Origin of the sequence: Pyrofollis japonicus (assembly GCF_033097485.1) — an archaeon.
In the GTDB taxonomy this organism is placed as follows: domain Archaea; phylum Thermoproteota; class Thermoprotei_A; order Sulfolobales; family Pyrodictiaceae; genus Pyrofollis; species Pyrofollis japonicus.
The window spans coordinates 770,074-794,608 of record NZ_AP028634.1 but is presented as its reverse complement, the minus strand read 5'-3'; the positions used below and the strand labels follow the sequence as shown (position 1 = coordinate 794,608).

The window sequence follows — 24,535 nt, the reverse complement described above, 5'->3', positions numbered from 1 at the left end:
TTTTTATCCCAGTGTGTTCTTCCCCCTTAGAAGCTCCAGTACAGCCTCAACGTATACTTGGATGGCCTTCAATAATTCCTCGCCAGTTATCCTCTCAAGCCTTGTATGTGCAAGACTGGGGTCGCCTGGACCGTATGCTGCAATACTATCTGTCATCCTTACCAGGTAGTTCATATCGCTTGTACCTGCCTTCACTACTGGTCTCGGCTTCTCCCCGATCCTTAGTATCGCTCTTACGAGTGCACGGGGAACAGGCTTGTTAAGAGAGACCTTGACGGGGGGCACGTACTCTCCCATGGCTCTGGCTTCGCAGCCCGTAGGCAGGATACGCTGCAGCTCTTCGAGGGCGTTGCCCAGGTCTTTTCCGGGAGGGATGCGTGTGTCTAGAATTAGCTCTGCCTTCATTGGGACAACGTTGTCTCCTTCCCCTGCAACGAGCCTCGTGGGGGTAAAGGTTACCTCGGCGACCGAGGGCTTCCTAGCAGCCAGTTCTTCAACTATCTTCGCCGCCTTGAGCAGCGCAGACTCACCCATCCATGGAGAAGCACTATGCCCTCCTCTCCCGCTGCACGCTACAGCTATCCTCGCTGAGCCCCTATACCCTATTGCTATTCTGGTCGTGCCAGTTGGTTCGCCTATTACTATGTGTCTAATGCTGCGGGGCCCGGTTTCGAGGAAGTATTTTGCGCCCGGGCTATCCGCCTCTTCACCCACAAAGCCAGCAACCCAGACCGGCAAAGAATCATCAATTCTAGCAAGCGTTGCGACAGCGTAGATCATTGACACAAGGGGCCCCTTGGCATCAACAGCACCCCTACCCCTTACTGCGCCGTCTTCAAGGCTCGCTGGGAACCAGTCCCTCACAGTATCCACGTGGCTCGCGAGGAGTATGAGTGGCTGGCTGGGCGCGTTGCGCGGTGCTGCGTAGAAGTTAGTAGCCCTGTCAACCCATGCATCGAGCCCCATGGACTCCGCTATGTCGATTAAAGCCTTTACTACTCTGCCCTCATTCCCAGAGGGGCTAGGAATAGAGACTACACTGTACAGAGTCTTTAGGATGTCCTCAGCCCTCAAGGCATCCGCGAATCGCACCTACTATCGCCTCCACGTCCCCAAGACCTATACTATATGGTGGGAGCAGACGTACAACTGTAATACCTGCACGCAGGGCGAGCACATGGAACCTATCCTGCATACACTTGAGGACGGGAAGGGGCTGCTTACGGAGCTCGACGCCAATCATGAGCCCCTTGCCCCGGATATCGCGGACAAGCCGGTTCCCGCCAACCCTGTCAACAAGGGCATCAAGCAGCGCCTTCCCAGCCTCAGCTGCACGCACAGCAACACCTTCTTCAAGCAAAACGTCTACTGCAGCAGAGACCGCCGCTAAGGCAAGAGGATTCCCGGCATAAGTTGACCCATGCCGTCCTCCACGAAGGCTCTCAGCCAGCTCCCTCCTAGTAAATACCGCCGAGACAGGGAAACCTCCACCAAGAGCCTTGCCAGCAGTAACAATGTCAGGCCTAATACCATAGTGCTCTAGGCACCACGTACGCCCCGTCCTACCGAACCCAGTCTGGACCTCATCCACTATGAGGACAGCACCATTCTCCCTTGCCACCTTCTTAACAGCTTCTAAGAACCCCTTCTCCGCCAGGACAACACCGCCTTCCCCGAGGACAGGCTCAACTATAATAGCTGCAGTATTCTCGTCAACAGCCTTCTCAACCACATAGGGCTCAGCGTTGTAAGGGATAAACTCAACGTCCTCCAGGACGGGGAACCCTTTCCTATAGCTAGGGCTCCACGTGACGCTCAACGCGCCCAGCGTCCGGCCATGAAAGGAGCCCTTGAAGGCTACAACCTTTCTCCTCCCCGTATAGGCCCATGCTATCTTGAGGGCAGTCTCCACGGCCTCCGCTCCACTATTAGCGAACAAGACGGTATCGGCTCCGGGCGGCGCGACTCTGCTGAGCTTCTCCACGGCCTCTTGCTGAACACTACACTCGAAGGAGGGACTACATATCGTTAGCTCGTTAAGCTGCCTCCTAAGCCTAGAGACAATCCTGGGATTATTGTGCCCGAGGAAAGCAACGCCATGACCCGTGTGTGCATCCAGGTACCTTGTCCCATTAGTGTCCCAAACATACTGCATGCTTGCGCGAGCTATGCGCAGCCCACGCGACCCGTAGTAGCGGAAGAGCTCGAGAACCAAGGCTCATGGTCACCGATTAAGGGCAAGCGTAGCGTGGGCAAGCTTGACGAGCCTTACCTCTTCGCCTGCTCGACGACGTAGCGGGCTATCTCGTCTGCAATATCTACTCCAGTAACCCTTGCGATGTTCTTGTACTCGGGGACCGCGTTGACCTCGAGAACTACATAACCCCTTTCGGGGTCCTCAACGACGTCCACGCCGCCGACCTCGACCTTTAGCGCCTTACACGACCTAATAACCAGGTCCTCGAGTATGGGGTCAACCTTGGCTGGTTCAGCTCTCCCACCACGCGCCGTGTTTGTGATCCAGTGATTGCTCACACGGTATATCGCGGCCGGGACTCCATCGCCGATACACATTGCCCTTATGTCGCGGCCAGGCTTATCAATGTACTCTTGCACATAGTGTACCTTATACATGCTTCCAAGCATCTCTCGGTGCTCGGCTATAGCCCTCGCAGCCTCCTCGTCGGAGGCAAGGGCGGCTAGGCGCCCCCAGCTACCCATAAGGGGCTTCATGACTACGGGGAAGCCGAGTTTGCGGGCAGCTTCTACAGCGGAGTCAATGCTGTAGGCGAGAAGCGTGCGGGGAACGGGGATCTTGTGCTGATATAGGACTGAGAGGCTCCACGCCTTATCCTCGGCCATTGCGAGGGCAAGACTATTATTAATGACCCTTATACCCCACGACTCCACGGCAACGGTTGACGACATTGCGCGATAGAAGCTTATCGAGCGCTGAAGTGCGACATCTGCCTCAGCGTAGCCGCCTATCTCGAGAATCGAGGACGAGACGTGAAGAGGCTCAACCTGCGCTCTTGCACGCAAACGGTCTAGGAGCATCTTCTCATCAAGGCGCAGTACATCGTAGAGGAAAAACACTTTCACCATACAGGACCAGCCCTCTTATCGCCTTATTCTCCCCAGTCCTCTTGGACGCCCTCGAAGGGCCTAAGCGCTAGGTTGCCGTTCTGGTCGCGGTAAACCTCTAGCACAACTCCACAGTCATGCTCTATGAGTTCGCCCGGCATTGCGTCGTCTGGGACTTCTACCGGGTTCCCGCATACGGGGCACTTGAGCGTTGGCACACCTACCAGCCTCCACGAACGTGTTTTGGGTACTGGTTCATGTACTCCGAGGTACCTCTGCTAGTACAGTATTTAAGCCCCTTGTCTCAATGAATTGGTGCGGATTCATTTAATGCTGTTTCAATGAATCTCAACCGGCAGCCACCCTGGCCTATTAAATCCGCGTACCGGGGCTTGCGAAGCTGGACGGAGCAGAGACTACATAGTATTGCTCCGCACGCGGCTCCCGGCAATGGGGTTGTTACGGGTTTGCTCCGCGCAGCAATACTTGGTGGTTCGGGATATACTGGCGGAGAACTGCTCAGAATACTCGCGGCCCACCCACATGTAGAGGTATTCTACGTGACTAGCAGAGAATATGCTGGCGCTCCCATTTATTTCGCGCACCCAAATCTCCGAGGCTTCTACCAGGGATTACGCTTCGAGAAAATGAGCATAGATAAGGCCCTCGAAGCCGACGTCGTCTTCTCCGCACTCCCCCACGGTGTCGGCCTAGAGACCACGGCACGGCTCTACGAGTCCGGCGTACAAGTAGTTGACCTGAGCGCCGATTACCGGCTCAAGGATCCGGAAGCCTATAAGCTATGGTACGGCTTTGAGCATCCCTACCCCGAGCTCCTAGAGAAAGCAGTCTACGGCCTACCAGAGCTCCACCGCGACGAACTAAAAGGCGCCAAGCTAATAGCGTCACCGGGCTGCAACGCCACAGCAGCCATACTCGCATCGGCACCCCTGGTAAAGCATGACCTCATTGAGGACACCAGGATAGTTGTCGATGTTAAGGCGGGGAGCAGCGAGAGGGGCTCCAAGCCCAGCAGGTCCTCGCACCACCCGGAGAGGGAGGGCTCAATACATCCGTACTCGGTGAGCGGTCACCGCCACGCAGCGGAAGCGGAGCAGGAGCTAAGCCGACTAGCCGGTACGAGGATAAAAGTGTCGCTTGTCCCCCATGCTGTCCCCTCCATCCGCGGCGTCCTGGCATCAGCTTATGCATGGCTACGTGAAGGGGTATCGGAGACCGATGTCGCCAAAGCATATGCAGAAACCTATCGTGGCTCCAAGTTTGTACGCATAGTTCCCGTAGGGCGCCAAGGGACAATTAGCCCGAAGTTTGTCCAGGGAAGCAACTTCGCCGACGTAGGGTACGCTGTAGAAAGGAGGCTTCGCAGGGTGACAGGGTTCGCGGCAATAGATAACCTTGTAAGAGGAGCTGCTGGCCAAGCCGTCCAGGCCTTCAACGTATCAAGGGGATTCCCTGAAGAAGCTGGGCTCAGCACGCCCCCACTGCACCCCTAGCAGAGGCGCAGTAGCAGATCAGTGGCCAGGGTGGCTCGCATGTCTGTACAGAGGCCCATAGTCGTGAAGGCTGGTGGAAGACTTGTAGCGAACCCGGAAACGAGGATAAAGATACTCAGAAACATAGTTGAGCTAAGCGATAATGGTAAACCAGTAATATTTGTTCACGGAGGAGGCGACGTTGTCACAGAGTATTCTAAGAGAATGGGTGTTGAGCCGCGCTTCGTTGTTTCTCCGAGCGGTATTAGGAGCAGGTACACGGGCCCCGAGGAGCTAGAGGTATACGTCATGGTTATGGCTGGGAAGCTTAACAAGGAGATAGTAGCTGAGCTCAACAGCGACAAGGTGAGAGCAATAGGTGTCACCGGGGCGGATTGCGGAATAATGGTGGCGCAGAGGAAGAAGAGGATAGTAATAATCAATGAGCGTGGCAGGAAACAAGTAATACCAGGCGGCTATACGGGCAAAATAGTCTCTGTTAACAAGGAGTGCATAGAGAAACTCTTATCAATAACTAATACCGTTGTTGTGTCGCCGATCGCGCTGGGAACAGAGGGCGAGCTCCTAAACGTTGACGGAGACCAAGCAGCATCAAGTATAGCTACAGCTATCCAAGCCGAAGCACTCGTCCTATTATCGGACGTAGAGGGCGTGATCATAGACGGCAAGGTAGTGCCCACAATACCGCTAAGCCTTGCCGAGGAGTATGCTGCAAAGACGGGCTACGGTATGAACAGGAAGATATTGATGGCAGCCGAGGCGGTCGCCAAGGGCGTGGGAAAGGCTGTCATAGCTCCTGGGAACGTAGAAGACCCCGTTACAAAAGCTTTGAGCGAGGAGACAGGGACCTCGATAAAGCCTTAACCGTGACGAGAGCGCAGCCAATGGTAAAAAGTAGTGCTCGCCTACCTATCCTTTCTCCCGAGCACTATTTTTCACGGGCTTAAGTGACTCTCTAACCGCCTCGATTACTGTCTTGACGAACCCTCGGCTATGGCACCACTTGACTATATATCTTAGAGTTCCAGGCAGCCTTGATGGATACAGTATTATCCCTCTGGATCCCAGGAGGCTGAGAACTCTTTTCCAAGCCCTTCCAACATTGAATGCAACGAGCGGAGTCCAGGGCTTGGAATAGACGACTACCCCTGCTTCCTCGAGCCCCACTTTAAGCTCCTCGGCCAACATCATGAGCGTTGTGGTTAAGCGTTTGAGTCCTTCTCTCCCGAGAAGCCTTAGCCCCGCATAGGTTGCTGCAAGCCCGGCAGCGTTGCGGGTCCAGAGGAGTCCTTCCTGTGAACCCATAGGCATATATGGTGCATCAAATCTAAGCGCGTTCATGAGATCATTGTCTAGGACTACGAGGAGGCCGGAGCCAGGCGGGGCATAGAGCTTGTGCGGGTCCAGGGAAAACGCCTTGACAGAGCCAAGGGTAAGGAGCCGCGTCTCCCCCTTGGCCAATAAGTGGAAGCCGCCAAACACGGCATCAATATAAATAGGTATGTCGTTGGCCTCCGCTATCTGGTTCAGCTCCTCAATGGGGTCCAAGGCGCCGTTGTCTGTAAGGCCTAGTGTGGCTACCAGGGCTACCCGGTATGGCAGGCTCTCCACGAGCTCCTCAACATCATCCACGCTGATAGTTAGGTCAGGGTTCACGCCAGCCATGTGGCATCGCAGGCCCAGTATCCTGCAAGCCTTAAACACACTCGCATGTGCAGCCCTTGATGCAATTATACCCTTGACTCCATATGTTTCCCTGAACGCGTAGAGCGCGCTGAGAGTGGACTCGGAGCCCCCGTAAGTATAGAGCAGCCTTATTCTCCGCCCAAGAAGCTCGGAGATCAGCGCCTCTAGGCGCTCCTTGACAACATGTACTGAATTGAAGGAAGCAGGGTCGTTATAGTTAACATGCATGAACATCCTATACGCTTCCGCAGCAACGTCAAAGGGCTCAGCAACCATAGTGCCAGCGACACTGCACGGCCTAGGATCACGGGAGATCAGAGTCCCCAGCTCCTCAATAACGTCTTCGCATCTCTTCTCCCCAAAGACCTGCTCTCTGCACCTTCTCATCGATTCCATCAAGAGCGCCCACAGCCATGCTTCCCCACGGCCGGAGGAACTAAGTCTTTACCCGTAGAAGACGGCAACGAGTATCGCATAGCAAAAGACTAGGTGGCAACTATTATACCTGGGCAGAGGCAACGTAGCTGCCACGGGACGAGTATGCAACTTCTCCTAATCGCTGGCGAGGGACGCGACGTCGGAAAAACGCTTCTCGGAGAGAAACTAGTCAAAGCGCTTACATCCAGAGGGCTCAGCGTAGGCGTAGTAAAGCACGTACACCACGGTGTAGACTACCGGGTAAAGGACACGGGGCGATACCTAGCGGCAGGTGCCCAGCGAGTAGTCGCAGTAGGCCCAGCCGAGTACATGGTGGTTGAGCCCCGAAGACTAGGCCTCGAAGAAGCAATATGCTTGGTATCGGAAAACGACGTAGTCATTGTAGAGGGCTTCAAAGAACACATAGAAGATGTGAGGAAACAGGGTGGATGCGCGGTCTTTCTCCGAAGAAGCGGAGCAGCCGAGCTATGGTATAGGAGCGAGCACAGAGAGATTACTAGCATCAATGCGGTATTTGAAATCGTTCTAAGACTGCTCCAGGACTCTTCTTGTAGCACGGTGTTTTCGTGCAGAAATAGCTCCTCCTAACGCACCACCTATAACAGCCACACAGATACCGCATCCACCTATTACGAAAAGCATTGCTGACAGCGCCCATCCCAGTAGTGCGCCAAGCCAGCCAAGCAGGGCAGCGCCAGCGCTAATCGCGATAAGTGACCAGGCTACGAGCGCAATCAATGACGAAACAAATCCAGCCAATGCACCCTTCAGCGGCCCCTGGCCAGCCAGGTAGCCTGCGAGAAACCCAGCAATAAGATAGCCGAGGAATATGCCTAGCGGAAGAGGAGTTGATACGAAAGCTATAATAGTGCCTATAGCGATGGCAAGCACCAACCCCATCATTATCCCCACGGAGCTTTTTAGACGCTTTTATCCCGCTCTTCTTTGCTTTCCCTAATTGGCTTCTCGGGGACGACAGGGTTGACTATACAGCCTATCTTCCCTATACATACTTCAACTATGTCGCCTGGCTGTAGGTGCCTGGGAGGGTTTCTAGCGAAGCCTACTCCTGGAGGCGTTCCTGTCGCGATTATGTCGCCGGGTTCTAGGAATGTGCCTCGACTAGCATAGGAGACGAGCATTTTCACGTCGTGTATCATGTCGCTAGTGTTCCCATGCTGCAGTTCCTCGCCAGATACCCGTAGGATGACGTCTACGCCTTTCCACGGGCTGATGAGCGTGCGCGGCACTATGACTGGCCCCATTGGGGCATAGGTGTCCCTGCTTTTTCCCCTCCACCACTGGGAGGCGCCTACAAGGTGCTGCTCATACCTCGCCGAGACATCGTTGAACGCCATGTACCCCCATATGTTCTCTATAACCTCTTCCGGCTCGAGGCTCCTGCCCGGCAGCCCTATAACGACCGCCAGCTCGGCCTCAGCATCGACACGTAGCCCGGGGTCATGCAGTATTATTGGGTCACCTGGCCCGATCACAGTATTCACGGTCTTCACGAATAGGTCTGGAACCGGTGGAGGATTTCTTCCCGTCTCTGCTGCATGGGCGCGATAGTTTAGCCCAACAGCTATTATCTTCGACGGCCTCTCTATCGGGGCGAGAAACCTTACACCTCCGAGCGGCAACCCCTTATCGCTGCTACTCACCATTCTAGCCAGGTGCTCTATGTCCTCTGGCGGGTACTCTAACATGACCTCTTTAACGTCATTGAACCCCCATGCCGATAACGGGTAGACGCGGCCCCGATAGACGAGCGCTGGCTCTACGCCGCCGCCTGGAGCAGCTATGCGCGTGAGGCCTATGAAGCTCCAGACCTCGTAGCCGAGGAGAAGCCTCAGGTCTGCTAGCTTCACTCCCGTTCCCCGTCTCTACCTATGTAGATAGGTATCACCGTGAATAAGGTCTTGTGTAATCCCGGAGAGAGTGCGACGCCTACCAGAGCGATACAGTGGACAAGTCGCTAGGCACTATGGTGCCGCGTGCACGTATTTTCCCCAGTTCCTCTATGCTTGAAAGAGTTATATGGACAAGTGCTAGCAGCGAGTCATTGCTCATGTACTCGCGGTATCCTAGTGCCTGGCTCACTGTCTGATGCCCAGTGGCCTCGGCAATACTCTCCATCCCAGTCGGCATGGTGGCCTCGGTTACGAGCATCGATACTGTTCCCGCGAGGCGGCGGTACTGTTCAGTAACACGTGTATCAGAGGTGTAGAGCAGTCTAGCAGCACGATTCTCTACGAGTACGCCGTAGCATGGTATGCTGTGAGAAGACTCTATTGGGGTTATATTAAACGAGCCCAGGCTCGTAGCCTCTCCAGGCCTTATCGGCACTACTCGTAGCTTCTCGCGAACCGAGCGGGGAAGAAGCCCTATAACAGTGTTCTCGAAGTCTTCGAGAAGAGGCACGGCAACAATGATTGCAGGCGGTGAAACACCCTCCACGGAGGCATAGACTGTTAGTTCGAACAAGCCAGACCAGTGGTCTAGATGCAGATGAGAAATATACACGTAGTCAAGGTCTCTTACGCTGAACCCTGCCTCGTAGAGCCTCTGCCCGCAGCCGGGTCCACAGTCTAGCAGCATCCGCGTATCTTTGTCCTCGACAAGTATCGAGTTCTCTGCGCGGCCCGGAGGCGCACCCGCCCCACCAGTGCCGAGAAATGCTACACGCAACACACATACCCGGCTTTAGAGGGAGAAGGCCTAGGCATTAGAACTTCTTTCCAAGCCTATTGGTTAAGCGGCAATGCGCTTCTTAAGCAAGACGCCTTTATCCAAGTAAATGGTGGCAAGGTAGGAGGTGTAGTTCATTTTGCCTTCTTGTCTGCTCAGCGACCTACTCTTCTATACGGGGATCGCTGGCCTCTCTATCGGGATAATAGTACTGCTATTTCTCGCGCGAAGGCTCTGTAAGGCGAGCTTCGAGATAAGAGATGACTTGTTTCTCGTCAAGCTTGGGCGCTGCGGGAGAATCGAGATACCACTGGGCTCTATAAAAGAGGTAAGGATAGTCGAGAACCCTGGTAAGGGCATGCGGATTGCTGGCATAGCTGTACCGAGATACTTCTACTCTGGGCGCTTCCGCTTCAAAAACATCGGTGAAGTATTCATCTATGCTGATAAGCCCCATAACCTCCTCCTGGTCGAGACGATTGATGGGAAGAGGCTGCTCTTCGGCTACGGAGCAGCCGAGATGAAGGATCTTCTAGAGCAGAGAGCCGGTAAAGGACCAGTTGATGAGACAAGGATAGTTTCTCGTCGAAGTCGCTACCTCTTAGCAAGCCTACTACTAAGCATACTAAGCCTCGGCCTCGCAGTTGTAGCGGCCATAGTGCTCCCACAGAAGCTAGTATTTGCCGGGGAAGTAATAGAGAAGGGTGACGCACTCCTCCTAGCCTTCATACTCGGTGTAATGGGTTTGTTCGACGTGCTTGTCTTCTACGCGATCAGCCAGGATGACCCGGTAACGCCTATTCTTAGCCTGCCCTCAGCAGCTGCGTCAACACTGATAGTGTTGTCTATTTTGCTTGCAATGGCTCTTTGTCCAGCGCAATGAAAACTAAAATCGGATTAAGTATAGTGATATTTTAACAGTGGAGTATTGTTAGGAACTCAATTAGTTAAGCTGCGTGAAGGTTCAATGGAGCCCATAGTAGTAAGGAATAGGAATGCGTATTATGTAAGCTCTTAGATTCATCAGTTGAATCAAGCCTGAATTGCTAGTACCTGAGGTATAGGAATCTTATCTTTTTAATGAGTTACGTTCAAATACCATGATATAGATGATTCGGTTTAAGAATATGGTCAATGGTAATAGTATAGTCCATTCAGTGTGGCTGAGTATAATGGTGTGTTACTAGGCGTTGCATGCCTTTTTCATTATCTAGTCCTTTTCCTTTCATGTAGTCTACGCAATTAGGCAATGGATTTAAAGGATAATCTAGGGCTCCTTAGAGTTAGATGCTATATGATAGCGCAACAAGGGAAGCTGCTGCTTTACCTTAACATGAGCACAGTGGTATAAGCCCTAGAAGACTCTAAGACTAGGAGGTTTCCTTAGAGAATGTTACTCTAAGCATAGCTGCGTGATAAGCAGCGTGCACTGGCTCGAGGGCTAGAAGGAGGAGACCCTAAGGGACCGTTGAGACGCTTATTGAGGGAATAGGCGTAGAGGATAAGGGATAAATCTAGATAGACTTAGCTCTGAGATAGATAAGTTATGTAGGAGAATGTTGCTAGAGCCCAAGGAGAATAATTGACCCTATGTACGTTCTTGCTGCAAAGACTCTTGGTTGCCACAGAATAATAGCTGTTGACCTCTTCATAGCCCTGCGGCGAGAGAATATGGTCTGCTCTATACTAACTATGTTAATAGGATATTTCAATAATGTTCTGTTCTGCTAATGCTGTCTAAGAAGCGTTATCTTCTTCTCGGCTAACGCGTTTAACAGTACTACGAATATAATGTCTAACTTTTTGTCTGACTTTTTTCAAGCTCTTTCTTCTATGCTTCTTAAGAGTTATATAATGGGAATACAGACGGTGATGGGGCCACCGGATTCTCTGCATGTTGTGCCTAGCTCCACGATATGAATGTCTAAATGAAGGTATATAATTGCTCGGACCAGATACTTTTTGAGCCCTATATGAGCTATAGTAATGGCCCCTTCTTGTTCCTCTAAATGAGGCTGGAGGAAGGAAGGAAATGTTACAGACGCCGAACACTTTGACACTCTCTACTTCAAAATGTTTTCCAAGGTACATCAGTATAGGGCATAAAACTATTACTATGAGGATATAAAGGATAATAAGAATAATTAAGTTAATTTGCTTATTAATAATTTTATCAATTATGTAACTATTTAAAAATATATTATTAAAAAAGAGGTTCAGAACTGTTTGAATGCGGGATCACCTGCTTTCAAGCTTGGTTAGGTGAAGTCGTAGAATACCATGTACTTCGCCTTCCCACCCATTATTGCCTTAATTATTGTTGCGAGGCCGTTTAGCCAGTCGCCGTATATTAGCACAATGACTTTCTTCGGTATTGTTATGAGCGTGGGGTCGCAATGGCCTTCCAGCCTGGTAACCCTGATATACGCCTTATCGGTTCCGAAGAGACCCTTCTGCCTTGTACGTCTTCCAAGCCTGCTTGCGAGGCGTAGTAGTTGACTAGGCGTATTTTGGGCCGTCGCGTCCACGCCGGCCATGACGGGGAGCGTGCCGCGGCTTGGGCATGCTGTGTAGACGCCTAGTCTCCTTAGCTCTCTTAGCTCGAGGGCACCACTCCTTATCGACTCCTCTAACCTCTCTGAGTCAATTAAGTCCTGGGATGGCTTTATTACGAATATTAGGTCGTCGCCTGCAGCATCTGTGGAGTATATAGCATGTGCTAGGTTAATCGCATCACGGTAACCTATCCCTAACTCGTTGGCTAGTCTCCGGAGCCAGTTTGAGGCAATAGTAATAGCCGAGTCGCTTCTAATAATGCTTTCGAGAGCCTTTAGGGACTGTGCTAAGCCATTCTTGTTCCCATTTTCTAATTCTAGTAGTGCTGTTAGAGCATCACGTGCGATTGCGTTAACCGCTAGACGACCTATCCACCTCGTTAATCCGTTCAGCACGGGCCCAGAGGCAACAACACCCTTGACTTTACCACCTATGACTCTCATTTGATGGGGTTGTGGCACAGCTCAGGCACCGATTACTAGAGTGTGTATACAAAAGCTATTTATGTTTTATTGCGTACAGACATTTAATGTGGCTGTAACATTATTCTTTAAAGCCTACTTTGTAGTTCTTGGGTAAGCCTCGGGCCTCTAGGTGCTTTAGCTGCTTTATCGAAGTGTTGTACAAAATGTAGACTATTCTGGCTATGTCATACGTATTGTTAACTAGTATGGCCCTAACCAGGATCAAAAGGTACGGTGCAGCCGAAAAGAGCAATAAGAGTACGTCTTTGAATTTCTAAAGGTTATTTAAGGTTATTTTAATCAACGCGTTATTTTGAATTAATCTACTCTCATATTTACACCATTACATTATTAAGATTTGAGAATATTTTGTCTATTATGCTCTCTATTATTTCTGCGTTTTCCCTGGCTTTAGGCGAAGCCAGCACCCTTATTTCAAGCTTGTTTTCTATTAGTGTGACGTCTATTATCATGTTTTGAAGCCAGATTCTTGCTTCCATGCTTGCACCTATGGTATATACTTCTAGGTCCAAAGGATTTAGTTGCATAAAAACGGTTTTAATAGTACTTTGGTCCTCTATTTTTAATGAGCCTGGTAATAGGCAGCGGGCTAGATATATTTCACCAGTACTGAGAAGTCTGCAATACCTGAGGCGTTTCGGCGGTTTTATTATCCCTATTCTTTGTGCTTGTTGTATTTGCGTTGCCTGGTCACGGATCCTAGTAAGCCTTACAATAATTGGCGCTAGGACTGTAATCTCATGGCCTGGTGCCTCTTTTTTCACTTTTTGTTTCAAACTTCGGGCCTTTTCTACTAAGGTTTTACTTGTTAAACCAGTTTTTTGCAATTCTTTATCTATGCTTTTGAGAGCGTAATCTGCTATCTCAAGCACCTTGTCAAAATCATATATCCATAAAGCATTATATATCTCTAGAAGTCTTTCTGCCGCTTCTACTGTGAGTTTCTCATATACTTCTTTTCTTTCTGATTCGAATCTTTCAGAATTCATACATTATTCACCTCCTTATTAACGGTATTGAAGTAGCGGACAGTAACTGATTTGGTTGGTCCCTCTGTACTAGAAATAGTATTCCTAAGTCGCCGTAGTCTATTGTAGTAAGTAATTGCGCGAGACCTTTGGCTATTTTATTGCGATCATTTTGGCCGCTCGCTGAAGTCTTGCACTCAACAAATAGTTTTGAGTAATTTGATATAGTTGGTGAATTATTGCATAGTAATGGGCTTAGTCTCACTATGTCTGTAGGGTCAAGTACTACAAAGTCTGGTGTTAACATAATAGCTTTTTCCGGTCTAAGGTGGATTATTCTTGATGCTCCATAGATCATTGTTGTTATGTAGACGAATAAGCTTTCACCAATATTGCCGGATATGTCTCCTGAAAAGTATTTTTGAATGAGAGGATATCTTATGCCGGTTGCGGTTTTTATATTAGTGTTTTGGCTATGCCAGGGCGTATAAGGCCTATATCCTATGTGGTAAAAGGGGAAGGCTTCCCTTAAGCCAGGTATAAATTTTTCAGTATAGTCGAAATTTATCTTTTCAAGTATATTTGAATAAATATCTATACTTCTCACATGTCTCCTCCTGCTGATATTAGCAAGAACCTGGTTAACTAGGTGGTTAAAACTTATAGATAACTGAGCACGAAACTCAATACGTCCCCAGATACGTTTATTTTTAGTCATTATGTGTGCGTTCTTATAAATTATGGGGTTGGTGCAATAAAGGTCGATAGGCAGAGGCACTCTGTGTCTCCAGCTTTGAATGTATTTATGTTAGTTTGTTTTAAATATTATTATGGTATGTACATATTTTAAATCTAATTCAATAATAATGCGAAATACAATTGGTGTTGTAATTTCATATATAGTGCAGTAAATAAGTATATCTTGTTTACGAAAAGAAAGACTTAGATAGTGAATTGCGTTTTAAGCCTCGGGCTTATTACTTTAGTCTTTAGTCTGTATACTTCTCTTCATCTTAGGAAACTTGAGCGAGTCAATACGAAAATACGGAGAGTGTGGATCTTCGCTTGTCATAACACTCTTCAAGTGAATCTAGCTCTGTTTTCAGTATTATGCTCATTTAAATAATTGCATTGCATGCATTGTTATCCAGAATATTGCTTCTTCTTGTAGCGGTTCTTATAATCTACAATACCGAGTATACAGCTAATCGTTAGGAGATACGTAAAATCTCACAGTATTCGCTTGGTGCATGGGGGCAATGTTTTTAAAGCCTTGTACGTGGGGCTAGTTGTTTCCCGACGACTACTGGTTAGAGTCTGGGCGCGCGGAGGGGTGACCGCTTGGATTCGGATGGCTATTAGATAGAGATGTTTGTCTCCAATGCCTCTTCGGGAGCCGAGAAAAGCTTGGCCTAGCGCGGGAGGAAGTAAAACAAGTACTCGATCGCTACAAGGGTTCTCGTACCCGCGTATTCGTCGAGTCCTTCCGCCTCCTATACCGTGACGGACTAGACCCATTGAAGACTATGAAGACCCGGCTTAACATGAGGGCACTGGAGCAAGTAGACGCGGTTGCGGCGAAGATTCTCGGCGAGAAAAGACTCGCAGACGTGGTCGGACTGGCGGCGCTCGCCAACAGTGTTGACATATGGCTTCCTGGGCGCGAGGAGAAAGGCCTAGTTCTCGAAGGCTATGTCAGAATCAACGATAGGGAACGCGTTGAGCGTATTCTGGGAAGAGCTGGGCTCGTAGCCTACCTGCTAGACAACGCAGGAGAAGCGGTTGTGGATATACTCGTTGCTCTCCGGCTAGCGCAGGAAGGAAAAGAAGTGGTTTTGGTTGCTCGCAGCCAGCCCTATGAGCTAGACGTCACCGTAGACGATGTGAACAAGTTGCTTGTAGAGATCGGTCGCCGTCTGAGAATGAGTACTCGTAACATAAGGGTTATCGGTACTGGGTCAGCCTATCCAGCGCCAGCTACCGGGTACGTGGCTAATAGGGTTGCGTACCTGCTTGTCGACGCTGACGCCGTCGTTTCAAAGGGCATAGCCAATTACGAGGCCCTCGGCGAGTTCTGCAGCATTGTCCCAGACAAGACGATTGTAGCCCTTCGCGCTAAATGTCCGCCGATAGCTAGGCTTCTCGGAGCAAATCTCGATGACGCAGTCGTAGCTGCTGGTTATAGGTGTATGCGGGGTGCCTAGGGACATGGATGTCCGAATCCTCGTGACGGATCACTTGCACAAGGTCTTCCACGAACTGGCAAAGCGGTGCGGTATACGGGTAGACGAGAGGCTCGGCGCCACGAGGGATGAGCTGCTGAGGCTTGTACCAGGCTACGACGTGCTCGTTGTGAGGAGCCGTACAAGGGTTGATGGTGAGATCATTGCTGCTGGTAGGAAGGGGCGGCTAAGGCTAATAGTGCGTGCCGGTGTCGGCTTGGACAACATTGACCTTGAGGCTGCTAAGAGGTATGAGGTGGAGGTTGTGAATACCCCTACGGCTTCAACGCAGAGCGTGGCGGAGCTAGTATTAGGCCTAATGATTGCAGCCGCGAGGAGCATAGCGTGGCTAAACTACCGTGCCAGGAACGGTGTGTGGCTCAAGGAACGCGGCCTAGAACTCTACGGGAAAACGCTGTTGGTGGTAGGGTTTGGCCGCATCGGTAGAAGAGTAGCGGCAATGGCCAAGGCGCTCGGCATGAGAGTAAAAGCGTACGACGTCATAGATATCGAGAGGAGTGCTAGGAGCCTAGGCGTGGAGCCGGTATACGACCTCTGCGAGGCGCTCCGATCAGCCGACGTGGTCTCAGTCCACGTGCCGCTAACGAAGCAAACCTACCACTTGTTCAGCGACAAGCTATTCGAGTGCATGAAGCCGAGAACAATATTCATAAACACGTCCAGGGGGGCAGTCGTCGACGCCGAGGCACTTCTCCGAGCACTAGAAGAGGGCAAGGTCTACGCTGCCGGCCTCGACGTACTAGAGCACGAGCCCCCAGCCACCCCAGCGGAGAAGAAGCTCCTCGAACACCCAAGAGTAATAGTGACCCCACACATAGGCGCCTCCACGGAGGAGGCACAGTACCGCGTAGCAATACTCTCCCTAGCAGCGATAACAAGGAGGCTCGGAATCTGCTGCCCAGAGGCAGAGGAGGCGATCAAGCCGGTGTGCGACCAGCTAGAAGAAATGGGCCTCAACTGCTAGGAGCCATGTGTACCAGCAAGAGGGGTGGAAAGCGATGGCCAAGCTCATGACCCCAGGCCCCATAGAGCTCCACGAGAGAGTACTCAGCGCGCTAGCCAAGCCAATTATCAGTCACCGGAGCCAGGAGTTCAGACAACTACTGAGAGAAATAGTTGAAGAGTTATCCTCGCTCGCATCGGCGGAAGAAGCCTACGTGCTTCCGGGAACCGGGACCACGGCAGTAGACGCCATGGTTTGGAGCCTCATTGAGCCCCGTAGCAAGGTATTGGCGCTCGTCGGGGGCGAATTCGGGAAACGCCTAGCATATTCCGCGGAAGCGCGGGGAGCATGCGTTCATAGGGCCTACGTGGATCCCCGTAGGGGGCCCCTTGTAGAAGAGGTCTTAGGGCGCCTCGAGGAGGAAAACTACGACTACCTACTAGTGGTTCACAATGAGACTAGTACTGGGCTCGCCTTCCGCGACGTCGAGAGGCTGGCAAGGCTAGCTGAGCGATATGGCGTGAAAACCCTTGTCGACTCTGTCTCAGGGTTCCCTGTCGAGGATATACGTCTCCGCAACGTATACGCCGTGGCCACGGCCACCCATAAGGCCTTGGCAGCCCCCCCAGGCGCAGCAATAGTAATGGTCAGCCGCGAAGCTGTCGAGGTGCTCGAGAAGAGGGGACAGAGCAGCATAGACGTCCCACCAGCGATAGATCTCGCCCGCTACCACTGGTTCCTAAAGGACCGGGGAGAGACGCCATTCACGGCACCGATAACGGTTATGTATGGGCTGAGGGAGGCCCTCCTCCTGGTAAGGGAGAAAGGCGTTGAGAATATACGGAGAGAACACCGCGCCAAGGCAAACATACTGTACGACGAGCTGACTAGGAGGGGCTACGAGGCCTTCGTTCTGCGCAGCGATTACCGGAGCGCGACAGTAGCTGCTTTCCTCGTCCCCAAGTGCATGTCGGCGCTGGACGCGAAGAAGTATTTGGCAGAAAACGGCTACATAGTTGCAACAGGGATGAGCGAGTACCGGGAGAAGATGCTGAGAATAGGAGTAATGGGAGCAGTTACAAAGAACGACGTGGAAACCGTGGCGAAGCTACTGGTAGAGCTCTATGTCGAGAAATGCCTAGTATGAGCGCAGCACTATCATAGTATAGGTGCTCTGTACCCCCTCGATAGACCTTATGTAGTCTATTATGCTGTTTATGTCCTGCGACGACCTCGCCCTTGCAATAACCAATATATCGTACTCCCCCGTGACCTCGTACACCTTCTCAACCATACGGTTCTGGAGAATCTTCCGGGAAACATCTGGTGTCTGTACCGGTGGCTGCGTCTTTACGAGTATGAGCGCAACCACCTCGCCTGGCACGTCATAGTCGATAGTAAACCTCCTTATCACGCCAAGCTTCTTCAGCTTCATTATCCGCTTGCGCACAGCAGACTCGGAGATCCCCAACTGCGCGGCAAGAGCAGCATAAGACTCCCTAGCATTCTGCCTAAGCAGCTCCAACAACTTGTAGTCCTTCTGATCCAGCCTTGTCTCCAGCTCGCGGTCTCTACTCAGCAAGCCGTGGAACCCTTCTAGCCTCTCCAAACCAGACCACAATATAAATTTATTTATGCAGTTATAGCACTTTACAAATCTAATAACCCTAGACAGCATTCTCTACAACCGTTAATGAAAATTCAAAGTACCATTACACGTCACCGTTACCCTCTTACTAATATCACGATCTAGTGCTAGATTCCGAGTTTTTGTAACGCTAAAATAAAGAAATGTGAGAAAATTAGTGAAATAGCCCACTACTTAGCGCTTCTAATTCTATGAACACTTTTGAAGCCAAGAAACTTCTTAAGAAAAAGCTAATTATCAAACCCTTAGAGGTAGGACTATTATAATTTTACTCTATATGTGTTATAGAGTCGGGTCTATTGCATTGACGCATATACTCAGAAGAATGGTTGAGAAAATGGTGAGACTCATAGCTCAGCACACATTAGCAGCTTTCCTAGTCGTATTCATCATTGCAGGCAGTGCCTCGTATATTGCAGCTCCGAGACTCTGGGGTCAAAGCTATACAGTAAGCATTGTAGCCAAACTGCCCACCATACCGGGCGCAGGAAAACTCTATGGATTTGCAGAGATAATAGCTACTGCTCCCGGAGCAAAACCGATAGCAAAAATTGTAGAGATAAAGCCTGGCCAGGTCGAAATAAAGGCGCAGATAAATACTTATGAATTGGTAAAAAGTTCTAAGAAGAACATAGCCTCTGCAAAGAATCCCACAATGTTAAAGATATTTAAGGAAGAGGCATCTGCGATAACAGTCCTCCTAATGCTCTACGATAATAAAGGCAACCACTACCTAGGTTCAGCAATAGTAGGAAGTTACGACATAGCGTTGGCAAAGTACAAGAACCCCCTCAAGGCGGTTGAAAAGGATCCCTACCTAGTACTTCATGCCGGAACGGTAATTATTCCGGCAAAGCAGTTCGCGCTGGTTAATGTTACCCAGCTCTATGCAAGCATAGTGGAAAAATATTATCAAGAGCCACTCTTGAAGAACAAAACGACTCAGAGAACGAGAGCAGCGGTCACGGGTACACGACTACCAAGTGGATGCGAAGTAGTAACAATAAAGAACTATAAGCAATACGGTCTTCAGCTAACAGATGGCGACTTCATAACAATACCCGACCTATATAACGCCCAACCACCAAGCAGCTACATGCAACACCTACAGGGAGGACTAAGCGATACAGAAAAGAAGCTAATGTATCACGAATTCGCAGAAAAATTCTCAACAAGAGTATACATACCGTCAACATGCCCTCTCGATAGCGCAATATACAATGCACTAAGAGAATGGTATGATCCTCTATGGGATCAAGAACCACGACTAGCAGGGCTACTAACGCTTCAAGCATTCTGGACAAAAATAGCTAAAAACATAGGAATATACTTTGAGCCTAATCATTACCCTACTTGGCAAGATGCAAGCATTTACTTAAAGAGCATAGAGGACGCACCTCTCCTCAGGCTAGCAGGAGTATGCCAATCCGGATGTACATCAAATAACCTGCAATTTCAACTTGCGATATCTGCGAACGAGGGCCGTTACTACAAGAACGGATTATCTATTGTAAATACAATATTCATAGGAGAGGAAAGAAAAGCTGTGACAAGCGGACTTGGATTAACTGATCTGTCGCTACATTATCTAGACCAAGGATACGTCGGGTTCATAATAACAAAGAATTTGTACATTTATAGTAGCGGAGATGGCGTGTTTATAGACTACTATGTGACAAAAAAGAACGTGCCAGATTACCAGGGTATTTCTCATGAATACTGGGTCGTCGAACCAATTGTTGCTTTTACTCCGTTGCAAGGAGTTAGTGTAGACTGGGATTCTCTAAGAGGAATAAGAGTAAAGACGGGATCGTCTGAATATCAAGCATACATGGATAAATACTATGAGTTAGTTGGAGCTACAAGGTCTAATTATGTCTGGAAAAGCTTTCATCTACAACCTAGTGACAGCATCCTAGAGGTGATAGATACAAATAAGGTATACTCTTATAGAACAAGCATTGCGGGAGCAGTAATAGGAGTATTACAGATGCCATTGAAGTGGGTAATATCTGCGGTAGTCGGCGAGGAGGGAGGACTTGCTTCAACTTTGGCTGCTATCAGCGGTAATTTGATTAGTTATGCATATACGAATTACGGCGAGACAGCCATTATTGTAAAGCTCAAGGTCTCCAGTCTTGAGCCCTATGGCGGAGGGGACTTCGATCTAGTCAAAATGACGCCTCATCTAGGGTATCCGTCAGAAAATCTCTACTTTACTAGCAACGAAGAGCAATATTCCTGGTATCCGATATTCATAACATACTTTATTGTATATAGAGGCTAGAGTTGACATAATCTCCCACTATCTTTTCTTTTTAGGAATACAGCTATGTTCTTTAGGAGAGGTTGTTCTTGTAACTTCCACTCTCTTTTGCAGGGATCGTACATTTCTATGGGTAGTGTTGTGCCGAATCCCCTTGTTACTATATTTGCGTGTGTTATGCACTCTTTTAGCCTATCTTTTACTTTCTGGCTTAATTCGTCCGGCAGGACCATTACTGTTGCTGCTACATTCTTCCCGATGAATATGCTTGGCGCAGACCAAGTTTCAGCCGCTACTTCATAGAGGTGTTGGCTACATTCTCGCTTTACTTCGATATACATTGGTATTGGTCTTTCTGTTTTTAAGGCAAGCAGTAGGAGTAGAACACGTCCTAGAAGGCGGCTCTCGCTTAGCCTCATGTATGTTTTCACTACTTTACCCATGTGAAGCCTATAACGAGTGTTCGTAATACTTAGCCTTTCGCGCAGGACCGGAGCTATATCTAAGAGTTCGCTGAGGCGTGCTAAGGGCGATAGGTCTAGTAAGGCGTAGATTAGTAGGGCAAGCATTCTTGAAATTCTACTTGGTAGGCTTGGCACAAATAGTGTTGCATCTTGCCTGTTGCCAGTATTGTCACATTGTGGCCTAACCGGTATGGTGTAGCCGTAGTCTACGTCTCCAAGCTGTTCAAGTACATCCATAAAGTCATCTATGAGGTTTTGTGGAGCAAAATAACTGTAAATAGTTGCTCCGTCGAAGGTTTCTCTGTAGGAATGCATGTAGCGGTATAGAGGAACATTGGTCCGTTTAAGGTCTTCAACATCTTTCACTTCGGGTAAGTGTTTCTTGCCTCGAACAATAATTGTAGCGAGTCCTAGTGGGCGGATATCGCGTATGTGTTGTGGCCAGTATTTGTAAGGATTGCTTCGTAACCTGCTTATTATGGCCCAATAAGTTTTTGTTGAGATTTTGCACTCTTTTGCTATTTCCTCTGCCTCGGTACGAAGGTCTTTGCATGCTATGTACTTAGCGATACAACGGCTTATCGTCTGCAACATAACTGTTCATCCATTATGGTAGGCGAGAAAATTCTATGTTGCTTGTGTTAGTATTCTCTGTAATGATGCGTAAATGGCGTCTTTCGTAACCTATTAAAGTAAGTGAGTCTTTTAAGCGCTTAGGGGATGATGGCAGGCCACGTAGTGACCAGGTGCCTTCTCGCTTAGTTCGGGCTCCCTTTGCTTACATTCTTCTGATGCAAAGGGGCATCTGGGGTGTAGTCTGCATCCTTTTGGTATTCTTGAGGGGTCTGGTACGTCTCCTTTGAGTTCGACTTGTATTGGTGGTTTTCTCCGCGATATTCTCGGTATTGCTGTTAGTAGTGCGGCTGTGTAGGGGTGTAGTGGCTTTGTGAGCACCTTGTCTGCTGGGCCTAGTTCGACTATTTTTCCGAGGTACATTACTGCTATGCGGTCGGCTATCAGCTTGGCTGTGGCTAGGTCGTGTGTTATGAAGAGCATTGAGCCTCCTAGCTTGTCCTTGAAGTCCTTTAGTAGTCGGAGTATCCCTGCTCTCACCGAGACGTCGAGGCTGGATGTCGGCTCATCGGCTACTATGAAGTCTGGTTCTAGCAGCATTGCTCTGACTATTGCTGCTCTTTGGAGCTGGCCGCCGCTGAGCTGGTAGGGGTATCTCCGGTAGAAGTCCTCGGCTGGTACTAGGCCTACTTCTTCGAGTCCTTCGAGGACGCGTCTCCTCGCCTCGCTTGGCGGGGCTATTTTGTGGACGAGGAGTGGTTCTTCGAGCTGCTCTCCTATCCTCTTCAGGGGGTTGAAGCTGGCGTAGGGGTCTTGGGGTATGAGCTGCATTCTCTTCCGTAGGGGTCTGAGCCGCTTCTCCGGCATATGGGTTATATCGACGCCGTCGAACACTATCTTGCCGCTTGTCGGCTCGTAGAGCCGGAGGAGCAGCCTACCGAGGGTTGATTTGCCGCAGCCGCTCTCGCCTACGAGCGCAAGTGTTTCTCCACGATACACGGTTATGTCGACGCCGTCAACAGCCCTCACTATTTTCTTGCCGAATACGCCGCCGTGGACGAAGTACTTCTTGAGTTTCTCTCCGACAACTAGTTCGCGCCTAGGCATTTCCGGCACCCTCTTCTGCGTAAAGCCAGCACGAGACCAAGCGGCTGCCTATACGGGTCAACGGAGGCTCCTTCTCTCTACAAATCTGCATAGCTTTGGTGCATCTAGGTGAAAAACGGCATCCCGGGGGAGGCTTGCGGAGATCTGGCGGATTCCCGGGTATGGGTTCGGGCCATTTATCGCTATCAATGTCGGGAACCGATGCTATTAGTGCCCTCGTGTATGGGTGGAGAGGGTTCTTCAAGACATCCTCCTTGGGACCTACCTCTACTATTTTGCCAGCATACATTATTGCTATTCTATCCGCCCTTTCCGCCGCAAGGGCTATATCGTGCGTAATGAGGATTATCGTCATGCCGGTTTTCCTCCTAATATCGTCGAGGAGATCCATTATCTGCTTCTGCACGATAACATCGAGCGCTGTCGTCGGCTCGTCGGCTACCAATACCCTTGGGTTGAGCGCTATCGCTGCCGCAATCGCGACGCGCTGCCTCTGCCCACCGCTCAGCTGGTGGGGATAGCGCCTCGCAAGCTCACGTGGGAGCCCAACGCTCTCGAGAAGCTCACCCACCTTTGCTCGTGCTTCTTCCTCGCTTACACCGTGCTCTGTCATGACCTCTGTTAGCTGGTCCCCGATAGTCCGTACAGGGTCAAGGGTTGTAAAAGGGTCTTGGAATACTATTGAGACGAGCTCCCCCCTTGCCTTCCGAAGCTCCTCGCCGCTGAGCCTGACAACGTCAACACCATCTATGAGCACCGAGCCCCTCACTATCTTGCCGGGCGGGGGCACGAGTTTCAGCAACGCGTAGCCGAGGGTTGACTTGCCAGAGCCGCTCTCGCCCACAAGGGCTAGTAGCTCGCCCTTATCGGCGTCGAGGAACGCGTCCTCAACTGCCCGGACAATCCCCCTCAACGTATAGTAGTGGACGACTAGGTCTCTTACCTCCAAGACCTTCTCGGCCATGGTGACCCATCTCCCGGGCTACATTGTTTTCCTTATCTTTTCTCCGAGGCCCTCACCTATGAGGGCAAGGCCTAGGGCGAGCAAGGTTATCATTATGCCCGGCCCCATTATGAGCCAGGGCGCACTCCTTATGAAGGCCTTAGCGTTGTAGAGGTCGAAGCCCCAGTCCGGTGTAGGAGGCTTCACTGCTAGCCCGAGGAAGCTCAGCGCCGCCTCAGTTAACACGGCGTCAGCCGCGCTAAGGCTGAACACGACCATTATTGTCGGCAATAGGTGTGGCAGGATGTGCTTCATCATTATCCTTGACGAGGGGAGGCCAAGCGCCCTAGCGCTCTCTATGAACGGCGTTGCCTTGACCTGCAGTACTTGCCCCCTTATCATCCTGAAATAAGTTGGTATGTAGACGACCGAGATAGCTATTGCTGCGTTGACAGGGCTCGGGCCAAGTACTGCTGCAAGAGCGATAGCGAGTATAAGGCTCGGGAACGCATAGATAGCGTCCATTACCATGCTGAGAGCCCTATCGGTTCTTCCACCGTAGTAGCCGCTAAGCAGTCCCAGGGGGATCCCAATCGAGGCGCTTATCGCTATGGCCAGCGCGACTACCCAGAGAACTATTCTCCCGCCATACACTATTCTTGAAAACACGTCGCGCCCAAGCTTATCGGTGCCCAAGAGATGCTTAGTGCTCGGCGGCTGGAGAGGAGTATCAACCATTTTGGTCGGATCATAGGGGGCGATGAAGGGCGCAAAGACAGCCATTACTACTATCGCGAGCACTATTATGAATCCAGCTATGGCCAGCTTCCTGGCAACCGGCGGCAGCTCTCCCAGGAGGCTCGTAGCGGAGCCGAGGAAGCGTTCACGGATAATAGTTATTGCCTCAACCATAAACACTCACCTCA

General features: G+C 50.3%; 23 protein-coding genes and 1 pseudogene. 8 read left to right on the top strand and 16 right to left on the bottom strand.

Annotated elements, in window-relative coordinates; translation table 11 throughout:
* Positions 1–3: 3 nt before the first annotated feature.
* The 4 genes from SBG41_RS03980 to lysW/argW are packed head-to-tail and all read right to left on the bottom strand — an operon-like array spanning position 4 to position 3,302.
* A complete protein-coding gene (locus SBG41_RS03980) occupies positions 4–1,092 on the bottom strand; it encodes a M20/M25/M40 family metallo-hydrolase (RefSeq protein ID WP_317896257.1) in 1,089 nt (362 codons plus the stop codon).
* Positions 1,064–2,215 carry an aspartate aminotransferase family protein gene (locus SBG41_RS03975; protein WP_317896256.1) on the bottom strand — a complete coding sequence of 384 codons (1,152 nt, stop codon included), beginning with the start codon at positions 2,213–2,215 and terminating at the stop codon, positions 1,064–1,066. The genes SBG41_RS03980 and SBG41_RS03975 overlap by 29 nt, the downstream gene beginning before the upstream one ends.
* 53 nt (positions 2,216–2,268) lie before the next feature.
* Complete coding sequence (gene lysX, locus SBG41_RS03970; RefSeq protein WP_317896255.1) at positions 2,269–3,105, bottom strand: lysine biosynthesis protein LysX; 837 nt, start codon at positions 3,103–3,105, stop codon at positions 2,269–2,271.
* 23 nt (positions 3,106–3,128) lie between these two features.
* Positions 3,129–3,302: an alpha-aminoadipate/glutamate carrier protein LysW gene (lysW/argW, locus tag SBG41_RS03965; protein ID WP_317896254.1), complete on the bottom strand. Its 174-nt coding sequence runs from the start codon at positions 3,300–3,302 to the stop codon at positions 3,129–3,131.
* A gap of 249 nt (positions 3,303–3,551) precedes the next feature.
* Between lysW/argW and argC the strand changes: the two genes are divergently transcribed.
* A complete protein-coding gene (gene argC, locus SBG41_RS03960; RefSeq protein ID WP_397470781.1) occupies positions 3,552–4,598 on the top strand; it encodes an N-acetyl-gamma-glutamyl-phosphate reductase in 1,047 nt (348 codons plus the stop codon).
* A 39-nt stretch (positions 4,599–4,637) separates the two neighbouring features.
* Positions 4,638–5,462 (top strand): [LysW]-aminoadipate/[LysW]-glutamate kinase, encoded by an 825-nt coding sequence (locus tag SBG41_RS03955; RefSeq protein WP_317896252.1) that lies wholly within the window; start codon positions 4,638–4,640, stop codon positions 5,460–5,462.
* Positions 5,463–5,507: 45 nt separating this feature from the next.
* Here SBG41_RS03955 and SBG41_RS03950 read toward each other — a convergent pair whose 3' ends face one another.
* A complete protein-coding gene (locus SBG41_RS03950) occupies positions 5,508–6,680 on the bottom strand; it encodes a pyridoxal phosphate-dependent decarboxylase family protein (RefSeq protein WP_317896251.1) in 1,173 nt (390 codons plus the stop codon).
* 144 nt (positions 6,681–6,824) lie between these two features.
* Here SBG41_RS03950 and SBG41_RS03945 point away from each other — a divergent pair, with 144 nt between their 5' ends.
* A complete protein-coding gene (locus SBG41_RS03945; RefSeq protein ID WP_317896250.1) occupies positions 6,825–7,310 on the top strand; it encodes a molybdopterin-guanine dinucleotide biosynthesis protein B in 486 nt (161 codons plus the stop codon).
* On the opposite strand, the gene SBG41_RS03940 is transcribed toward SBG41_RS03945, so the two are convergent.
* The 3 genes from SBG41_RS03940 to SBG41_RS03930 all read right to left on the bottom strand — a co-directional run bounded on the left by SBG41_RS03940 (position 7,248) and on the right by SBG41_RS03930 (position 9,413).
* Positions 7,248–7,622 carry a DUF5518 domain-containing protein gene (locus SBG41_RS03940; protein WP_317896249.1) on the bottom strand — a complete coding sequence of 125 codons (375 nt, stop codon included), beginning with the start codon at positions 7,620–7,622 and terminating at the stop codon, positions 7,248–7,250. The genes SBG41_RS03945 and SBG41_RS03940 overlap by 63 nt on opposite strands.
* Before the next feature lie 20 nt (positions 7,623–7,642).
* Complete coding sequence (locus SBG41_RS03935; RefSeq protein ID WP_317896248.1) at positions 7,643–8,593, bottom strand: fumarylacetoacetate hydrolase family protein; 951 nt, start codon at positions 8,591–8,593, stop codon at positions 7,643–7,645.
* Positions 8,594–8,672: 79 nt separating this feature from the next.
* Positions 8,673–9,413 carry an MBL fold metallo-hydrolase gene (locus SBG41_RS03930; RefSeq protein ID WP_317896247.1) on the bottom strand — a complete coding sequence of 247 codons (741 nt, stop codon included), beginning with the start codon at positions 9,411–9,413 and terminating at the stop codon, positions 8,673–8,675.
* 139 nt (positions 9,414–9,552) lie between these two features.
* Here SBG41_RS03930 and SBG41_RS03925 point away from each other — a divergent pair, with 139 nt between their 5' ends.
* The gene (locus tag SBG41_RS03925) at positions 9,553–10,296 is read left to right on the top strand and encodes a PH domain-containing protein (RefSeq protein ID WP_317896246.1); all 744 of its coding nucleotides are present in this window, start codon (positions 9,553–9,555) and stop codon (positions 10,294–10,296) included.
* Positions 10,297–11,671: 1,375 nt separating this feature from the next.
* Here the strand turns inward: SBG41_RS03925 and SBG41_RS03920 are convergent.
* The 3 genes from SBG41_RS03920 to SBG41_RS03910 all read right to left on the bottom strand — a co-directional run bounded on the left by SBG41_RS03920 (position 11,672) and on the right by SBG41_RS03910 (position 14,029).
* Positions 11,672–12,430: a hypothetical protein gene (locus SBG41_RS03920; protein WP_317896245.1), complete on the bottom strand. Its 759-nt coding sequence runs from the start codon at positions 12,428–12,430 to the stop codon at positions 11,672–11,674.
* A 338-nt stretch (positions 12,431–12,768) separates the two neighbouring features.
* On the bottom strand, positions 12,769–13,443 hold the full coding sequence (locus tag SBG41_RS03915; protein ID WP_317896244.1) for a hypothetical protein: 675 nt from the start codon (positions 13,441–13,443) through the stop codon (positions 12,769–12,771).
* 7 nt (positions 13,444–13,450) lie between these two features.
* The gene (locus SBG41_RS03910) at positions 13,451–14,029 is read right to left on the bottom strand and encodes a hypothetical protein (protein WP_317896243.1); all 579 of its coding nucleotides are present in this window, start codon (positions 14,027–14,029) and stop codon (positions 13,451–13,453) included.
* Positions 14,030–14,930: 901 nt separating this feature from the next.
* On the opposite strand from SBG41_RS03910, the pseudogene SBG41_RS03905 reads away from it, so the two are divergent.
* The 3 genes and pseudogenes from SBG41_RS03905 to SBG41_RS03895 form a co-directional block, all read left to right on the top strand.
* Positions 14,931–15,626: pseudogene (locus SBG41_RS03905) on the top strand (ARMT1-like domain-containing protein); the annotation flags it as partial.
* A 4-nt stretch (positions 15,627–15,630) separates the two neighbouring features.
* Complete coding sequence (locus SBG41_RS03900; protein WP_317896242.1) at positions 15,631–16,629, top strand: D-2-hydroxyacid dehydrogenase; 999 nt, start codon at positions 15,631–15,633, stop codon at positions 16,627–16,629.
* 34 nt (positions 16,630–16,663) lie between these two features.
* Complete coding sequence (locus SBG41_RS03895) at positions 16,664–17,755, top strand: pyridoxal-phosphate-dependent aminotransferase family protein (protein WP_317896241.1); 1,092 nt, start codon at positions 16,664–16,666, stop codon at positions 17,753–17,755.
* Here the strand turns inward: SBG41_RS03895 and lysM are convergent.
* Complete coding sequence (gene lysM, locus SBG41_RS03890) at positions 17,747–18,217, bottom strand: HTH-type transcriptional regulator LysM (protein ID WP_317896240.1); 471 nt, start codon at positions 18,215–18,217, stop codon at positions 17,747–17,749. The two genes, SBG41_RS03895 and lysM, sit on opposite strands and share 9 nt — an antisense overlap.
* A gap of 343 nt (positions 18,218–18,560) precedes the next feature.
* On the opposite strand from lysM, the gene SBG41_RS03885 reads away from it, so the two are divergent.
* Positions 18,561–20,543 (top strand): hypothetical protein, encoded by a 1,983-nt coding sequence (locus tag SBG41_RS03885; RefSeq protein WP_317896239.1) that lies wholly within the window; start codon positions 18,561–18,563, stop codon positions 20,541–20,543.
* On the opposite strand, the gene SBG41_RS03880 is transcribed toward SBG41_RS03885, so the two are convergent.
* From SBG41_RS03880 to SBG41_RS03865, 4 genes are all read right to left on the bottom strand, one after another.
* Positions 20,540–21,580: a hypothetical protein gene (locus tag SBG41_RS03880; RefSeq protein ID WP_317896238.1), complete on the bottom strand. Its 1,041-nt coding sequence runs from the start codon at positions 21,578–21,580 to the stop codon at positions 20,540–20,542. The genes SBG41_RS03885 and SBG41_RS03880 overlap by 4 nt on opposite strands.
* Before the next feature lie 111 nt (positions 21,581–21,691).
* Positions 21,692–22,666, bottom strand: coding sequence for an ABC transporter ATP-binding protein (locus SBG41_RS03875; RefSeq protein WP_317896237.1), 975 nt, complete (start codon positions 22,664–22,666; stop codon positions 21,692–21,694).
* Positions 22,659–23,630: an ABC transporter ATP-binding protein gene (locus tag SBG41_RS03870; protein ID WP_317896236.1), complete on the bottom strand. Its 972-nt coding sequence runs from the start codon at positions 23,628–23,630 to the stop codon at positions 22,659–22,661. The genes SBG41_RS03875 and SBG41_RS03870 overlap by 8 nt, the downstream gene beginning before the upstream one ends.
* Positions 23,631–23,648: 18 nt before the next feature.
* Positions 23,649–24,521, bottom strand: a complete 873-nt coding sequence (locus SBG41_RS03865) for an ABC transporter permease (RefSeq protein WP_317896235.1) — start codon at positions 24,519–24,521, stop codon at positions 23,649–23,651.
* Positions 24,522–24,535: the final 14 nt, after the last annotated feature.

Bases quoted from the DNA above. Each gene is read 5' to 3' on its own strand.
- SBG41_RS03900 (WP_317896242.1), top strand. From the start codon at position 15,631: ATGGATGTCCGAATCCTCGTGACGGATCACTTGCACAAGGTCTTCCAC.
- SBG41_RS03955 (WP_317896252.1), top strand. From the start codon at position 4,638: ATGTCTGTACAGAGGCCCATAGTCGTGAAGGCTGGTGGAAGACTTGTA.
- SBG41_RS03895 (WP_317896241.1), top strand. From the start codon at position 16,664: ATGGCCAAGCTCATGACCCCAGGCCCCATAGAGCTCCACGAGAGAGTA.
- SBG41_RS03945 (WP_317896250.1), top strand. From the start codon at position 6,825: ATGCAACTTCTCCTAATCGCTGGCGAGGGACGCGACGTCGGAAAAACG.
- SBG41_RS03880 (WP_317896238.1), bottom strand. From the start codon at position 21,580: ATGTTGCAGACGATAAGCCGTTGTATCGCTAAGTACATAGCATGCAAA.
- SBG41_RS03915 (WP_317896244.1), bottom strand. From the start codon at position 13,443: ATGAATTCTGAAAGATTCGAATCAGAAAGAAAAGAAGTATATGAGAAA.
- SBG41_RS03875 (WP_317896237.1), bottom strand. From the start codon at position 22,666: ATGCCTAGGCGCGAACTAGTTGTCGGAGAGAAACTCAAGAAGTACTTC.
- SBG41_RS03870 (WP_317896236.1), bottom strand. From the start codon at position 23,630: ATGGCCGAGAAGGTCTTGGAGGTAAGAGACCTAGTCGTCCACTACTAT.
- lysX (WP_317896255.1), bottom strand. From the start codon at position 3,105: ATGGTGAAAGTGTTTTTCCTCTACGATGTACTGCGCCTTGATGAGAAG.
- SBG41_RS03950 (WP_317896251.1), bottom strand. From the start codon at position 6,680: ATGGAATCGATGAGAAGGTGCAGAGAGCAGGTCTTTGGGGAGAAGAGA.
- SBG41_RS03940 (WP_317896249.1), bottom strand. From the start codon at position 7,622: ATGGGGTTGGTGCTTGCCATCGCTATAGGCACTATTATAGCTTTCGTA.
- SBG41_RS03865 (WP_317896235.1), bottom strand. From the start codon at position 24,521: ATGGTTGAGGCAATAACTATTATCCGTGAACGCTTCCTCGGCTCCGCT.